General features: G+C 68.2%; 11 protein-coding genes. All 11 read left to right on the top strand.

Features of this window, described 5'->3' with window-relative positions:
* Positions 1-1,172: DotU family type VI secretion system protein (locus tag KUO17_RS24260; protein WP_217978108.1), on the top strand; the 1,172-nt coding region annotated here is incomplete at its 5' end.
* A complete protein-coding gene (gene tssM, locus KUO17_RS24265) occupies positions 1,169-4,669 on the top strand; it encodes a type VI secretion system membrane subunit TssM (protein ID WP_217978109.1) in 3,501 nt (1,166 codons plus the stop codon). The genes KUO17_RS24260 and tssM, both read left to right, overlap by 4 nt.
* Positions 4,666-5,316, top strand: a complete 651-nt coding sequence (tagF, locus tag KUO17_RS24270) for a type VI secretion system-associated protein TagF (RefSeq protein WP_217978110.1) — start codon at positions 4,666-4,668, stop codon at positions 5,314-5,316. The genes tssM and tagF overlap by 4 nt, the downstream gene beginning before the upstream one ends.
* Positions 5,317-5,325: 9 nt before the next feature.
* The gene (locus tag KUO17_RS24275; protein WP_217978116.1) at positions 5,326-6,045 is read left to right on the top strand and encodes a PP2C family protein-serine/threonine phosphatase; all 720 of its coding nucleotides are present in this window, start codon (positions 5,326-5,328) and stop codon (positions 6,043-6,045) included.
* An 8-nt stretch (positions 6,046-6,053) separates the two neighbouring features.
* Entirely contained in the window at positions 6,054-9,074 is a 3,021-nt protein-coding gene (locus KUO17_RS24280) for a serine/threonine-protein kinase (protein WP_217978111.1), read from the top strand.
* Positions 9,074-9,790 (top strand): ABC transporter ATP-binding protein, encoded by a 717-nt coding sequence (locus KUO17_RS24285; RefSeq protein WP_279648848.1) that lies wholly within the window; start codon positions 9,074-9,076, stop codon positions 9,788-9,790. Before KUO17_RS24280 ends, KUO17_RS24285 begins: the two co-directional genes overlap by 1 nt.
* Positions 9,790-10,986, top strand: coding sequence for an FtsX-like permease family protein (locus KUO17_RS24290; protein ID WP_217978112.1), 1,197 nt, complete (start codon positions 9,790-9,792; stop codon positions 10,984-10,986). Before KUO17_RS24285 ends, KUO17_RS24290 begins: the two co-directional genes overlap by 1 nt.
* Positions 10,979-12,733, top strand: a complete 1,755-nt coding sequence (locus tag KUO17_RS24295) for a formylglycine-generating enzyme family protein (RefSeq protein WP_217978113.1) — start codon at positions 10,979-10,981, stop codon at positions 12,731-12,733. Before KUO17_RS24290 ends, KUO17_RS24295 begins: the two co-directional genes overlap by 8 nt.
* Before the next feature lie 78 nt (positions 12,734-12,811).
* Positions 12,812-13,780: a type VI secretion system-associated lipoprotein TagQ gene (tagQ, locus tag KUO17_RS24300; RefSeq protein ID WP_217978114.1), complete on the top strand. Its 969-nt coding sequence runs from the start codon at positions 12,812-12,814 to the stop codon at positions 13,778-13,780.
* 75 nt (positions 13,781-13,855) lie between these two features.
* The gene (ssp4, locus tag KUO17_RS24305) at positions 13,856-14,752 is read left to right on the top strand and encodes an Ssp4 family T6SS effector (RefSeq protein ID WP_217978118.1); all 897 of its coding nucleotides are present in this window, start codon (positions 13,856-13,858) and stop codon (positions 14,750-14,752) included.
* 2 nt (positions 14,753-14,754) lie between these two features.
* The coding region (locus tag KUO17_RS24310) for a hypothetical protein (protein ID WP_217978115.1) at positions 14,755-15,140 on the top strand (386 nt) is incomplete at its 3' end.

The following is a 15,140-nucleotide window of genomic DNA, read 5'->3' on the forward strand; positions in this document are numbered from 1 at the left end:
GCCAGGCCCAGGGCCTGAACCCGCTGGAACGTGCAGCCGGGCCGTTGCTGGCCTTGCTCACGCGCCTGCGCAGCACGATTTCGCACCCGGCCCCGGCCAGCCTGCGCGCGCAGTTGCTGGCCTGCCTGCGCCAGTTCGAGGAGCGCGCCGAGGCCGCCGGCGTGGCGCGCAACGAAGTGCTGCTGGCGCGCTATGCACTGTGCACCGCGCTGGACGAAGCCGTGCTCAGCACGCCGTGGGGCAGCGCCAGCGACTGGGGCAAGCAGAGCCTGCTGATCACCGTGCACAACGAAGCCTGGGGCGGCGAAAAAGTCTTCCAGCTGCTGGAGCATTGCCTGCAGAGCCCGCGTGAGCGCCTGTACCTGCTCGAGCTTTTGTACCTGTGCCTGTGCCTGGGGTTCGAAGGCCGCTACCGCGTGGTCAACGGCGGCCGTGCGCAGCTGGAGGCACTGCGCGAGCGCACGGCCGCGGCCATCCGCAACGCCCGTGGTGAGTTCGAGCGTGAGCTGTCGCCGCACTGGCGCGGGGTCAAGGTGGAGCGTGATCGGTTGTCGCAGTTCGTGCCGCCGTGGGTCGGCCTGGCCGTCGCCGTGGCGCTGCTGTTGCTGCTGCTGTTCGGCCTGCGCCTGAAGCTGGCCAGCGATGCAGAGCCGGTGTTCAAGCATATTCATGCGCTGGGCGAGATCCCGGTGCAGGCCATCGAGCGCGCCCCGGCGCTGCCGGTGAAGGTCGAGCGCCCGCGCCTGGCCGGCTTTCTGGCCGACGACATCAAGGCCGGGCGGGTGGCGGTGCAAGACGCCGTCGACCGTTCGGTGGTGACCATTCGCGGCGATGAAATCTTTGCCTCCGCCAGCGCCAGCATCGTCGATGCCTACCAGCCACTGATGCTGCGTATTGCCGACGCGGTGCGCCAGGTCAAGGGCCAGGTGCGCATCACCGGGCACAGCGACAACCGCCCGATCGCGACGCTGCGCTTCCCGTCCAACTGGGCGCTGTCGCAGGCCCGCGCCGACCAGGTGCTGCAGATCCTGGCCGCGAAAACCGGGCAAGCCGAGCGCTTTACCGCGCAAGGCCTGAGCGACACCGAAGCGGTGGCGCCGAACAACACGGCCGAAGGCCGGGCGAAGAATCGCCGGGTAGAAATCACGGTAGTGGCGGAGGGGGTCGAGTGAAGGCGTTTTTCGGGTTTGTCATTCGCTGGATCGTGCCGCTGCTGGGCCTGCTGGCCCTGAGCCTGATCATCTGGTTCATCGGCCCGCTGCTGGACGTGCTGGTGCCGGCCTGGCGCCGTGGCGCGCTGATCGCGCTGCTGTTCGGCGCCTGGGCGGCCTACCGCGTGTGGCGCATCATCGAGGCGCGCCGCCAGGCCGCCAAGGTGATCGCCAGCCTGGCGGCCGACACCGCGCCAGACCCTGCCAGCGTCGCCACCGCCGAGGAGCTGGCCACCCTGCGCCAGCGCATGGACGAAGCCCTGGCCCTGCTGAAGAAAGCACGCCTGGGCGGTGACGAGCGGCGCAACCTGTACGAGCTGCCGTGGTACGTGATCATCGGCCCGCCCGGCTCGGGCAAGACCACTGCGCTGGTCAATTCGGGCCTGCACTTTCCGCTGGCTGCACAGCTGGGCGAGGGCGCGATCCGTGGCGTGGGCGGTACGCGTAACTGCGACTGGTGGTTCACCGACGAAGCCGTGCTGCTCGATACCGCCGGGCGCTACACCACCCAGGACAGCCATGCCCAGGTGGACAAGGCCGCGTGGCTGGGCTTTCTCGACCTGCTCAAGACCCAGCGTGCGCGCCGGCCGATCGATGGCGCGTTCATTGCCATCAGTCTGTCCGACCTGCTGCTGGGCAGCGAGGCCGAGCGCGCTGCGCATGCGGCGGCGATTCGTGCGCGTATCCAGGAGCTGTACAGCCAGCTGGGCGTGCGTTTCCCGATCTACCTGATGCTGACCAAGCTCGACCTGGTGCCGGGCTTCATGGCGTTTTTCGACAGCCTGAACAAGGAAGAGCGTGCCCAGGTGTGGGGCATGACCTTCGCGCTGGATGACGGCGCCAGCGGCGAAGGCCCGCTGGCCCGGTTCGGTGTCGAGTTCGCAGGGCTGGAGCAACGCCTGAACGAACGCCTGGTCGAGCGCCTGCAGCAGGAGCGCGACCCGGCGCGGCGCGACCTGGTCTACGGCTTCGTGCAGCAGTTCGCGGCACTCAAGGACAACCTGCAAGGCTTTCTCGAAGGCGTATTCAAGCCCAACGCCTTCGAAGACCGCGCCTTGCTGCGCGGGGTGTACTTCACCAGCGGCACCCAGGAAGGCAGCCCGATCGACCGGCTGATCGGCAGCATGGCGCAGAGCATGGGCCTGGACCGCCAGCACCTGGCGCGCCAGAACGGCACCGGGCGCAGCTACTTCATCGAGAAACTGTTCAGCGCGGTGGCCTTTGCCGAGCGCGGGTTGGTGGGCGTCAACCCGCAGGTGGAGCGGCGGCGCAAATGGCTGGCGCGCGGGGCGCTGGCCGCCAGTGTGCTGGGCGTGCTGCTGATGGGCACGTTGTGGGCCGTCAGCTACCGCGCCAACCAGGCCTACATCGCCCAGGTCGACCAGAAGGTCGCGCCGCTGGGCCAGCAGGTGCAGGGCCTGAGCCCGGCGCAACGCGATGTGCTGGCGGTGCTGCCCCTGCTCAACGGTGTGCGCGGCCTGGCCACCGATGCACCGGGCTGGGCCGAAGGCCTGGGCCTGTACCAGGGCGACATGCTCGAAGCCGAATCGGCCAGCGTGTACCGCAAGCTGCTGATCGCGGTGTTCGCGCCGCGCCTGGTGACGCGCATCGAAGAACAGCTGCGCAGCGGCGGCGGCTCGGACTACCTCTATGAAGGCCTCAAGGCCTACCTGATGCTGGCCGACGGCGAGCATTACGACCCCGACTTCATCAAGGCCTGGGTCGGCCTGGACTGGGACCAGAGCCTGCGCAGCCTGCCGCCCGAGCAGCGCCAGGCGCTGGGTGAGCACCTGCAGGCGCTGTTCGAGCGGCGCCCGCCGACGGCGCGGCTGGACACGCAACTGATCGATGACACGCGCCGCCAACTGCAGCAACTGCCGGTGGCGCAACGGGTGTACGACCGGGTCAAGCGTCAGAAGCTGCCCGAGGGCGTGGCCGATTTTCGCCTCAGCGAAGCGGCCGGGCGTGACGCCCCCCTGGTCTTCAGCCGCAAGAGCGGCAAGCCGCTGGGCGAACCGCTGAGCGGCCTGTTCACGGTGGACGGCTACCGCAAGGCGTTCCTGGCCAGCAGCCTGAGCCAGGCCAGTACCCTGGCCGAAGAGCAGTGGGTGCTGGGCCGCGCCCAGGCCGACGAGCAGGCGGCCAGCAGCCTGGCGGCCGATGTGCGTCAGCTGTATTTCCAGGACTACATCCGGCACTGGGAGGCATTGCTCAACGATATCGACTTCGTGCCGGTGACCAGCATCGCCCAGGCTGCCGATGTGCTGCGGGTGATTTCCGGGCCATCGTCGCCGCTGAAAAAACTGCTGACGGCGGTGGCCAGGGAAACCAACCTGCAACAGCCCGATGCCCTCGGCGCCGTGGTGCAGAAAGCCGAGGACGCCGGCGTCGACCAGCTCAAGCAACGCCTGGGTTCGCTGCTGGGCCAGGGTGTGCCCCAGGTCAGCCGTGCGGCCACGCCGGAGACAGACCCGGTGACCGCGCATTTTGCAGCGCTCAACGGCCTGGTGGCCAAGGGCGAGGGTGAACCTGCGCCCATCGACGGCCTGCTGGCGGACATGAACGCGCTGTATGTGCAGGTCAGCGGCATGGTCGGTGCCAGTGGCGACGCGCTGCTGGGCGAGGCCAAGAACCAGGCCACCGCCGCGGCCAACCGCGTCAGCCTCAACGCTGCGCGCCAGCCGCCGCTGGTGCAGGGGCTGGTCAAGTCGGTGGTCGGCGCCACCACCAACACCCTGATGGGTGGCGTGCGTAACCAGCTCAACGCCGCCTGGAACACCGAGGTACTGAGTGTGTACCGCCAGTCGCTGAGCGGGCGCTACCCGCTGTCGGCGGGCAGCAGCCGCGACGCCACGCTGGACGACTTCGGCCAGTTCTTCGGCGTGGGCGGGGTGATGGACAGTTATTTTCGCAAGTACCTGCAACCTTACGTCGACACCAACGCCAACACCTGGCGCTGGCAACCGGGCGCGGCGCAGAAGCTGGGCATCGGCAATGGCGTGCTCAACACGTTCCAGCAGGCGGCGACGATTCGCGATGCGTACTTTCGCAATGGCGGCCTGCAACCGTCGGTGCGTTTCGAGTTGAAGCCGGTGGCGATGGATGCCTCGGTGACCCAGTTCATGCTCGACCTCGATGGCCAGCAGATCAGTTACGACCACGGCCCGAGCCGCCCGGTGGCGATGCAGTGGCCCAACCCGAGCAGCATCGGTGTGGTGCGCCTGTCGATCGTGCCGACGCCCATGAGCGGGCGTTCGGCGCTGACCGTGGAAGGGCCGTGGGCGTGGTTCCGCCTGCTCGACCAGTCGGACCTGGTGGCGGGCAATTCGCCGGATCGCTTCAACCTGCGCCTGCGTGTGGACAACGCCAGCGTGTCGTACGAGTTGCGTGCCAACAGCGCCTTCAACCCGTTCAAGCGCCGCGTGCTCAGTGGCTTCAGCCTGCCGGAGCGCCTGTGAACGGCGTCGGCTTCTACGGCAAGCTGGCCAGCCGCGGCGACTTCGTGCAGCGCGGCCTGCCGCCGTCGTTCGTGCAGGCCTGGGACAGCTGGCTGGCCGCGGGCCTGTCGGCCAGCCAGCAGCAATTGGGCGAGCAGTGGCTGCAGGCCTACCTGGTGAGCCCGCTGTGGCGCTTCGCGCTGGCCCCCGGGGTGTGCGGACCGCACGCAGTGGTGGGGGTGCTGATGCCGAGCATCGACCGCGTGGGGCGCTATTTCCCGCTGACCGTGGCGCAGGTATTGGCCCCTGAGCAATCGCTGGCCAGCATTGTCTGCGGCCCGGACGACTGGTTTGAACAGACCGAGGCATTGTTGCTCGACACGCTGGAACCCGACGCCCGCTTCGAGGTCTTTGAAGCGGCGGTGCAGGGCTATGTGGCACATAGCCCTGGCGTTGTGCCCGTCGAGCATTTCGGCGGCCTGCAACGGCTGGCGGCGACCCGGCCCGACACCCGCGCACTGGCCCTGGCCGAGTGCGCCTGCGCGGGCGCGAGCCTGTGGTGGGGCCGCGGCTCGGAGCGCATCGCCGCCGGGCTGCTGCGCTGCAGCGGGCTCCCCCCGAGCAGTGAGTTCGGGCGTTTTCTTTCAGGCAAGGAGGCTGTGCATTAAATGCCGGCAATGACCGCGATGCAGTACACGGCTGCCAGCTACAGCCACACCGGGATGGTGCGCCAGATCAACGAGGACGCCTGCCTGGACCTGAGTGCCGACGGCCTGTGGGCCGTGGCCGACGGCATGGGCGGGCACGCGGCGGGCGACTACGTCAGCTGCCTGATCGTCGACACCCTGCGCGGCGTGCCACGCCTGCCCGAGCTGGAAGACTACGCCCAGGTGCTGCGCGAGCAACTGGCCGAGGTGAACGCCGCCGTGCTCGAGGAAACCGAGCGCCGCGGCGTGGCCATGATGGGCAGCACCGTGGTGCTGCTGGCCGTGCGCGACGCCCGTGGCACCTGCCTGTGGGCCGGCGACAGCCGCCTGTATCGCCTGCGCGACGGTGCGCTGGACAGTATCTCCCGCGACCACAGCTACGTGCAGGACCTGCAGGACAGCGGCCTGCTCAGCGAGGCCGAGGCACGGGTGCACCCGCGCGCCAATATCGTCACCCGCGCCATCGGCGTGCAGGCGCACCTGGAGCTGGACAGCGTGGCCCTGCAGGTGCGCGCCGGCGACACCTACCTGCTGTGCAGCGATGGCCTGAACAAGACCGTCGAAGACCACGAAATCTGCGAAGTGCTGGGCCACCGCGACGCCTATCAGGTGGTGCGCAGCCTGGTGCACCTGGGCCTGACCCGGGGCGCCCCCGACAACATAACGGCCATCGTGATCAAGGCCGATTGAAGACCCTCATGCACCTACAGATCCCCGGCTACGACATCGACGGTGAAATTGGCGAAGGCGCGATGGCCAGCGTGTACCTGGCCACCCAGCGTTCGCTGGAGCGCAAGGTCGCGCTCAAGGTGATGGCCGCCTCGCTGGCCGCCGACCCGAATTTCTGCGAGCGCTTCCTGCGCGAGGGGCGCACCCTGGCGCGGCTGTCGCACCCGCACACGGTGACCATCCACGACATCGGCAATGTCGGCGCGCTGTACTACATGGCCATGGAGTACCTGCCCAACGGCACGCTCAAGGAGCGCATCGCCGCCGGCCTGACCCCCGAGCAGGGCGTGCAGTACGTGCGCCAGATCGCCTCGGCGCTGGGTTATGCGCATGCCCAGGGCCTGGTGCACCGCGACGTGAAACCGGCCAATATCCTGTTCCGCGCCGATGGCAACGCAGTGCTCTCGGACTTCGGCATCGCCAAGTCGCTGGACGACCGCACCCAGTTCACCCAGGCCGGTTTTGCCGTGGGTACGCCCAGCTACATGAGCCCCGAGCAGGCACGCGGCCAGGACATCGACGGGCGCGCCGACCTGTATGCGCTGGGCGTGGTGCTGTACGAGATCCTGGTGGGCAAGCTGCCGTATACCGGCACCGATGCGCTGTCCACCGCACTGGCGCACCTGACCGAACCGCTGCCGGCACTGCCGATCGAGCATGGCCGCTACCAGGACATCCTGCGCGGCCTGCTGGCCAAGGACCCGGCCGAGCGCTTCGCCGATGCGGCGGCGCTGCTGGCGGCGCTGGACCGTCTGCCCGCCCAGGCCGTTGCCGCTGCCGAGGACGACAGCACGCAGATTCGCCCGTTGCCGGTGGTGGCACCCGTCGCTACCGACCTGGCCGGGCTGACGCCAGTGTCCATCGAGATTCCCCAGGCGGTGGCCCCTGAGCCGGTGCCAGAGCCAACACTGAAGCCGACCCCGGCGCCGGCCAGAAGCAAGCGCCCGGTGCCGGCGTTGCTGGCGGTGGCGGTTGCCGCCGCGCTGGGCCTTGGCGCCCTCGGCTATTGGGCGTTGCGTGACGAGGCGCCGGCTACCGTGGTGGCCACGCCGAGTGCAGCACCCGCTGCGCCACCCAGTGCACCGTCGGTGCAGCCCGAGGCCGCCCCGGTGGTCAGCAACGACAGCCAGCGGCCGTTGCTGATGGCCGGCAAGAAAACCCTGTTCCAGCGCGTGCTGAGCAAGCCCGGCGCGCAGTTGGCCAGCGAGGCGGGCGCCAGCGGCGGCAAGGCCATCCCGGCCTTCAGCGTGCTGTATGTGTACCAGCGCGACAACGTCGACGGCAGCCCATGGCTGCAGGTCGGCACCGGCAGCGACGGGCGCCGCGACGGCTGGTTGCCGGCGGCGCAGGTCAGCGACTGGAAGCAGAGCCTGGTGCTCAAGTTCACCGAACGCTCGGGACGTGCCCCGGTGATGTTCCTGCGCGAGCCGGGGCAGGTCGAGAAGCTGCTGGGCGACACCCCGGCCGCCCGCGCGCAACTGCTGAAGGCGCAGAACAACCCCGATGACAACGGCCAGGTGCTGGCGCTGGAGCCGGCCGCCAGCGCGGTGCCGGCCAATCAGTTCTACCTGCTGCCGATTTTTGATTCACGCGAGAGCTTCGACGAAAACGGCCAGCCGGTGCAGTTGCTCAACGTGGCCTCCATCGACCCGGGCAGCACGCCGCTGCCGGTCGCCAAGCCTGCCGCCAGCGCCGCGCCGGTCGCTGCACCCACTGATGCGTTCCGTACCGCCGTGGTGTTGGTGGTGGACACCTCGGTGTCGATGCAACCGTACATCGACCAGGTGCGTACCGTGGTGCACGAGCTGCAGGCCCAGATCGCCAAGCGTGGCGAGCTGGACAGCGTGAGCTTCGGCCTGGTGGGCTTTCGCAACAGCACCCGCAAGACGCCGGGCCTGGAGTACCTGAGCAAGACCCTGATCAGCCTCGACCAGGGCCGCGACCCCGAGCGCTTCCTCACGCTCGCCGCGCAGGTCAAGGCCACCTCGGTGTCCAGCCATTCGTTCAACGAAGATGCCTTTGCCGGCGTGATGCAGGCCGTCGACGGCATGGACTGGAGCGGCTACGGCGGGCGCCTGATCCTGCTGGTCAGCGACGCCGGCTCCCTGCGCAAGAGCGACCCGTTCAGCAGCACCCGCATGAACGAAGCCGAAGTGCGTCAGGCCGCGCTGAACAAGCAGATCAAGATCTACGCGCTGCACCTGCGCACCGATGCCGGCAAGGCCAACCATGGCTTCGCCGAGCAGCAGTACCGCACCCTCACCGCCGACGCCAACCCGAAGATCGGCGACCTGTATGTGCCGGTGGCCGGTGGCGACGTGGCGGCCTTCGGGCAGCGCGTAGGCGAGATCGGTTCGACCTTCGCCGCCCTGGTGCACCAGGTGCGCAGCAACCAGCCGCAGGCCGTGCCGTTGCTGGCGGCGGCGCCGAGCCTGGCCGACAAGTCGGCGGCCATCGGCTACGCCATGCACATGGACTTTCTGGGGCGCAAGGCGGCCAGCCAGGCACCGCAGCTGGTCAGCGCCTGGACCGCCGACCGCGACCTGGCCAACCCGAGCCTGCCGGCGTTCCAGGTGTGCGTGATGCTGACCAAGCTGCAGCTCAACGACCTGCAGCAGTCGCTCAAGACCATCGTCGATGCGGCGCGCAAGACGCGCACCTCGCCCAGGGACTTCTTCCAGGAAATCGCCAGCGCCAGCGCCTACATGAGTCGTGACCCGGCCGCGCTGAACAAGGGCGGCAACCTGGCCCAGGGCGGCGTGCTGGGCGAGTACCTGGAGGGCCTGCCGTACCGCAGCAAGTCGCTGAACATGACCCAGGACCTGTGGCTGTCGCTGAGCGTGGCCGAGCAGCAGGACTTCATCGACGAGCTGGATTCCAAGATCCGCCTCTACGAAACCTTCCACAACGACGTGGCCAACTGGGTGCGGTTCGGCGATGCCGAGCCGGGCGACGGGTTGTACCGCGTGCCCCTGTCGACGCTGCCCTGATGCTCAGCTTGCGCGCCGTGCACAAGACCCGTGGCGTCGGGAACCAGCGCTTCAGCCTGGTGATCGAGCGCCTGCAACTGGGTGCCGGCCAGCAGTGGGCGCTGGTCGGCCCCAGCGGCTGCGGCAAGAGCACCTTGCTCGACCTGCTGGCGCTGGTGCTGGCGCCCGATCAGGCTGACGCGTTCACCCTCGACCTGGAGGGCCAGCGCAGCGATCTCGCGCACCTGTGGCGCCACGGCCAACGCGATGCCCTGGCGCGCCTGCGCAGCCGGCACTTCGGTTATGTGCTGCAGACCGGCGGCCTGCTCGGGTTCATGGATGTGCGCGCCAATATCAGACTGCCGCGTGAGCTGCTGGGCCTGGCCGACGACGGTAGCGTCGAGCGCCTGGCGCGCCAGCTGGATATTCACGATCAACTGGCCAAGCGCCCGGCTGCGTTGTCGGTGGGGCAGCGCCAGCGGGTCAGTTGCGCGCGCGCGCTGGCGCATGCGCCGCAATGGCTGCTGGCCGACGAGCCGAGCGCCGCGCTCGACCCGCTGAATGCGCAGCGGGTGATGCAGTTGCTGTTGAGCCAGGCGCGTGCGCGTGAGGTGGGCTGCGTGATCGCCACCCACGACGAAGCGCTGGCCCGCGAGCTCGGCCTGCAGGTGCTGCGCCTGGCGTGCCAGCGCGACGCCGACGGCGGCGTGACCGCGCGCCTGGAGCAGGCCGCCTGATGCGCGCCGCCCTGATCGCCAGGCTGGCCTGGCAGGACTACCGCACCGATGCGCGCCTGTCGACGTGCAGCGTGCTGGCGCTGGTGGCGGTGATCGCGCCGCTGCTGGTGCTGTTCGGCCTCAAGTTCGGGCTGGTCAGCAGCCTGACTGAACGCCTGCAGCGCGACCCGGCGGTGCGCGAGATCATCGCACTGGGCGGCGGGCGTTTCAGCGCGCAGTACATTGACGCGCTGGCCCAGCGCGAGGACGTCGCCTTTGCACTGCCGCGCACCCGCCAGATCGCCGCCACCGCCGACCTGCTGGCAGGGGGTGCGGCAGTGACCGTCGAGATGATCCCCACCGCCGCCGGCGACCCGCTGGTACAGGGGCTGGCGCTGCCGACCGGGCTTGACCAGGTGCTGCTCAGCCATACCGCCGCCGAAAGACTCGGCGCGCATGCCGGTGACCGCCTGACGGCCAGTTTCAGCCGCCAGCAGGCTGGGCAGATCCAGGCCAGGCGCAGCACCGTGCAGGTGGTGGCGGTGCTGCCGCTGGCCGCGTTCGAGCGCGATGCGCTGTTCGCACCGCTGAGCCTGCTGGAGGCCGCCGAGGATTACCGTGATGGTCGCGCCGTGCCCGCGCTGGGCTGGGAGGGCGACACTCAGGCAAACCCGGCCGAACGCATCTACCCGGCCATGCGCCTGTACGCCCGTGACCTTGCCGCAGTCGAGCCGCTGCGGCGTTATTTTGCCGAGCACCAGGTGCTGGTCTCGACCCAGGCGCAGCGCATTGGCGAAGTGCAGTCGCTGAGCCGCAACCTGAACCTGGTGTTCTGGATCATCGCCGCGCTGGCCGTGCTGGGCGCCGTGGCTGCTGTGTGCGCCGGCGCGCTGGCGGCGGTGGAGCGCAAGCGCCGCGAGCTGTCGGTGCTGCGCCTGCTGGGCCTGGGCACCGCCGCGCTGCTGCTGTTCGTGGTGCTGCAGGCGCTGTACAGCGGCGTGCTGGCGGCGCTGCTGGGCGCTGCGCTGTATGCCCTGGCCGAACGCGGCCTCAACCATTTGTTCATGCAGATGCCTGGCGAATACGCCAGCCACCTGTTGCCCACGCACTACCTCGTCGCCCTGGCCGCCGTGCTGCTGGCCAGTGCCGGCGCCGCCGCCCTGGGTGGCTGGCGGGTAGCGCGCATCGACGCTTCGCAAGGAATCAGAGATGTTTGACCCACGCCTTGCCGCCACGGCATTGATCGTTGCAACCTTGAGCCTGGTGTCGTGTGCCCAGGCCGAGGACGACGACAAACCGGCCGCCAAACCCACCAGCAACGTGGACAACCCCAAGCCGCTGGCCGATGACATCAGCCTGCCGCTGCCGTGCGGCGGCGAGATGGTGTTCCGGCACGTGTACGTGCTGGCTCAAGGCAGCCTGGACGATCGCGAGGTGAACCTCGGCTACCCGTTCAGCGAAGGTGAGCCGGGCTACAAGCAGTCGTTCATTTCCGGCTACCGGCGCGACTTCATCAACGGCCAGTTTGCCCTGCAGGACCTGCCGGGTGGCTGGCGCAAGACCCTGGGCGCGACCCTGCCCAAGCTTGAACGCAACAGCCCGCTCAAGCCGATGATGTATTTCATCGGCAAGTACGAAGTGACCGCACGCCAGTACGCCCAGGTGATGGCCCAGGCCCAGCCGCTGGCCAGTGGCGACGCTGCGCCGGTGTGCGAGGCCGCGCCCGAGGGCATGGCCGCGCGCCTGCCGATGGTCAAGCTGTCGCGCTTCGAGGCCGAGCGTTTTTCGGCGGTGTACAGCGCCTGGCTGCTCAAGCACCACCGCGACCTGCTGCCGGTGAGCGGGCGGGTCAGCGATGCCGATGACGGCGGCGTGGGCTTTGTGCGCCTGCCCACCGAAGTGGAATGGGAATTCGCCGCCCGCGGTGGCCAGGCGGTGAGCCGCCAGGACCTTGAAGAGCGCTTGTTCCCACGGCGCCTGGAGGGCAGCGAAAGCGACGGCCCGCTGGGCGACTGGGCGGTGTTCAACCAGGTGGCCGGTGGCACCGGGCAGGCGGCGCGGCTGATGCCGATCGGCACCAAGCTGCCCAACCCGCTGGGCATGTTCGACGTATTGGGCAATGCCGCCGAAATGGTCCAGGAGTCGTTCCAACTGGTGCGCGCCGGGCGCCGCCAGGGCGCCTATGGCGGCTTCGTGGCCAAGGGCGGCAACTACCTGGAAGGCGAGGGCACGCTGTTCACCGGCATGCGCCGCGAGTACCCGCTGTTCGCGGCCGACGGCACCGAGCAGCGCAACGAGACCACCGGTTTTCGCGTCGCCATCGGTGCCTTGTCGGCCCCGCGTTCGCGCTATGAAGAGCTGTTCCAGCAGTGGCAGAAAGAGGGCCGCCTGGCGGCGCTGACCGACGCCATCGACGATGCCCAGGACCCGACCAAGCGCCTGGACACCATCATTGCCGCCAGCCTCGACCCGCGCCTGCAGGCCGAGTTGGGCAAGGTCAACGAAGAACTCAAGCGCAACGTGTCGCTGATCGCGCAGCAGCGCGAAGAAGCGGCCGGCAACCTGATCCAGTCGGCTGCGCTGGTGGCCGAAACGGTCAACAACTACAACATCCGCCTGACCAACCTGCACAAGAGCCAGCAGCAGGCCAGGGCCTCGGGCGATGACGCCACGGCCGCGATGTTCGCCGTGGCCATCAGCAATGGCCGCAGCGCGCTGGACGGCGCGGTGGCGATCTACATCGACAACCTGGCGACCGGCACGCGCTACACCGATGCGGTGATCCAGGCGCAGTTCCAGCGGGTGAAGGAAGAACTCAACCGCAAGCCGGTGCTGGGCAAGAGCCTGGTTACCCGCGCCACGCTGTTCGTGCGTCACGTGAGTGACTACCGCCAGCAGCGGCGCGCCGATCCAGCCCAAGTACTCAAGGAATTGCTGGCCTCGGCCGCGCCACGACAACCGTGAGCGGCCAGCCGGCCAAGCACAAGCCTGCGCAGCATGCGGTTGCGCAGGGCACTACACCACCCACAGAGAGCCTGACCAATGCGTTCGAAGCCTTTTATCACTGCATCCCACTGCCGTTCGGCACTGCTGCTGGCGGCCGGTTTCAGCACCGTGCTGCTGACGGGCTGCGCCAGCTCGCCGGTGTCCAAAGTCAGCCAGACCACCAAGGTCGAGTACTACCCGAGCTGCTATGAGCCGGTGTCGCACCTGCGCAGCACCGATTCGGACATGACCAAGTCGGTGGCCACCGGCGCACTGATGGGCGCTGTCGGCGGCGCGCTGACCGGTGCGCTGGTGGGCGACTCGGAAAAACGCGGGCGCAATGTCGCCATCGGTGCCGCAGGCGGCGCGCTGGTCGGTGGTGCGGCCGGTTACTACACCGAGCGCCAGAAGCAGATCAGCGATGACCACCAGCGCATCGGTTCCTACGCCACCGACATCAACAAGAGCGCGGCCGACATGGACCGCAGCACCGCGTACGCCAAGGCTTCGCAGGCGTGCTACCAGCAGGCGTTCAGCAACCTGATGGCGGGCCGCAAGGCCAACACCATCAACGACACCGAAGGCCGCAAGCGCCTGGCCGAGATCGTCTCGGGCCTGCAGGAGTCGAACAACCTGATCGCTGCGGTGAACGGTCGTCTGGGTGAAAACCTGAACAACTACACCCAGGCCTACGAGCAGGACCTCAAGCAAGTCGGTGTAGAGCGTACCGACGTGGTGGTAGTGGCCGAGGCCCAAGCGCCCAAGCTGGCCACTGGCAATGCCAAGAAGCCGCCAGCGGCCAAGGCCAGCAACAAGACCGCCAACAAGGGCAAGACCAAGGCCGAACAGAAGAAACTGCCGGACGTGCCGAAGGAAGCCGTTGCCACCGAGAAGACCCTGATCGATGCCGACGCCAAGAAAGCCGAAAGCCAGCAGGTAGCCAACGCTGGCCAGAGCCAGGTCAACAGCATGTGCAAGAACCCCGACATGGGTGACTGGGCACCGGTGCCTTGCCCTAACGTGTAAACGGTGTGACGCTGCCCGGCCGTGTTGGCCGGGCGGTTTCTGGTGGTTCAAGGAAGAGAAGCTGTGTCCGATTTGATGAGCAATTTCAGCGGGCCGGGTGTGCGCGGCTCGCAGTTCATGGCGCGTCAGCGCATTGAAGCCAAGGTCAATGTGCCGCGCCTGTTCGCCGTGATCGACGGCGACCCTTCCCTGGTCGGTGCCGGTGTGGTGTACATCGATGCCGACTACAACGTGGTGGTGCTGCGTGAATTTCAGCCCATCTGCAGTACCCTGCCCAAGCGCATCGTGCTGCGTGAACTGAAGCGCTACCTGACGCCCGAGCAGTTCACCGAGCAGTTGCAGAACAGCCCGCGTGAATCGAAGGTGTTCAAGGAAGCCTTCAGCACCACGGCGGCCTGCATTGGCGCGGTGATTGGCTGGTCGGTGGTGTTCAGCGGCACCATTGCGGCGCCGTTCACGGCCGGTACCAGCCTGGTGCTGACCTACATCGGCGGGGCGGCGGTGGCGGCCAGTGCGGCGCAGTGCGGCTTTGGCATGTTGCGCACGGTGCGCGAGGTGACCAACCCGGCGGCCAACGACGAGATGGACGAGTCGCAGTGGTACCAGGTGGTGTCGCCGATGCTGGATGCGGTGGCGCTGATGGGGGTGGCGGCATCGGGCCTGACCACGGTGCGTTACCTGCTGGCGCGTCGGGCGTCGACCGGCAGCAGCTGGTGGCAGTTGCGCCAGACCCTGAGCCGTCAGCAGCGCAAGGCGTTGACCGATGAGCTGTTGTCGATCAAGCACCCGTCGCTGACCGCCAATCAGTTGAAGCTGCAGCAGGCTGCGGGCGGGCTGACCAAGCGCTACACGCCGACCCAGATCAGCCATGCGACGCAGACCCTGTTCAAGGATTGCTGGGGCATGGGGCTTGGGCTGGTGGGCAGCAGCTCGATGCAGTCGATTGCCATCGGGCTTTACGAGGAGTTTTGAGCATGCATCCCAGCGGTAGTTATGCACGGTTCATGGCGCGGTACTTTCCGACGTTCGTGGCGGCGAATCTGGCGGGTGTGTTTTCGTTGGCGATCTCGGTGGCGTTGTTCACCGATCTGCACTGGCGCAATCACCCGGACAACACCAACGTGAGCCTGGGGATGTTGCTGAGCAGCGTAATGGTGCTGACGGTTGCCACGTTCACGATGGTGCGCGGGCGGGCGGGCAGTGTGTGGGTGCTGGTCGGTTTGCAGGTGCTGAGCCTGCTGGTGCTGCTGTCGGCCTATGGGCCGAGGACGCATCAGGGGATGTTCGTGTTTGGTGTGGTGGTGCACCTGGTGGGGTTGCTGATGCTCAACACCAAGCGCCACCGGGAGATGCGCGCTGA

It is taken from the genome of Pseudomonas aegrilactucae (assembly GCF_019168305.1).
In the GTDB taxonomy this organism is placed as follows: domain Bacteria; phylum Pseudomonadota; class Gammaproteobacteria; order Pseudomonadales; family Pseudomonadaceae; genus Aquipseudomonas; species Aquipseudomonas aegrilactucae.

Coding starts and splice junctions, on each gene's coding strand:
- KUO17_RS24275 (WP_217978116.1), top strand. CDS start 5,326: ATGACCGCGATGCAGTACACGGCTGCCAGCTACAGCCACACCGGGATG.
- KUO17_RS24280 (WP_217978111.1), top strand. CDS start 6,054: ATGCACCTACAGATCCCCGGCTACGACATCGACGGTGAAATTGGCGAA.
- KUO17_RS24285 (WP_279648848.1), top strand. CDS start 9,074: ATGCTCAGCTTGCGCGCCGTGCACAAGACCCGTGGCGTCGGGAACCAG.
- KUO17_RS24290 (WP_217978112.1), top strand. CDS start 9,790: ATGCGCGCCGCCCTGATCGCCAGGCTGGCCTGGCAGGACTACCGCACC.
- KUO17_RS24295 (WP_217978113.1), top strand. CDS start 10,979: ATGTTTGACCCACGCCTTGCCGCCACGGCATTGATCGTTGCAACCTTG.
- tagQ (WP_217978114.1), top strand. CDS start 12,812: ATGCGTTCGAAGCCTTTTATCACTGCATCCCACTGCCGTTCGGCACTG.
- ssp4 (WP_217978118.1), top strand. CDS start 13,856: ATGAGCAATTTCAGCGGGCCGGGTGTGCGCGGCTCGCAGTTCATGGCG.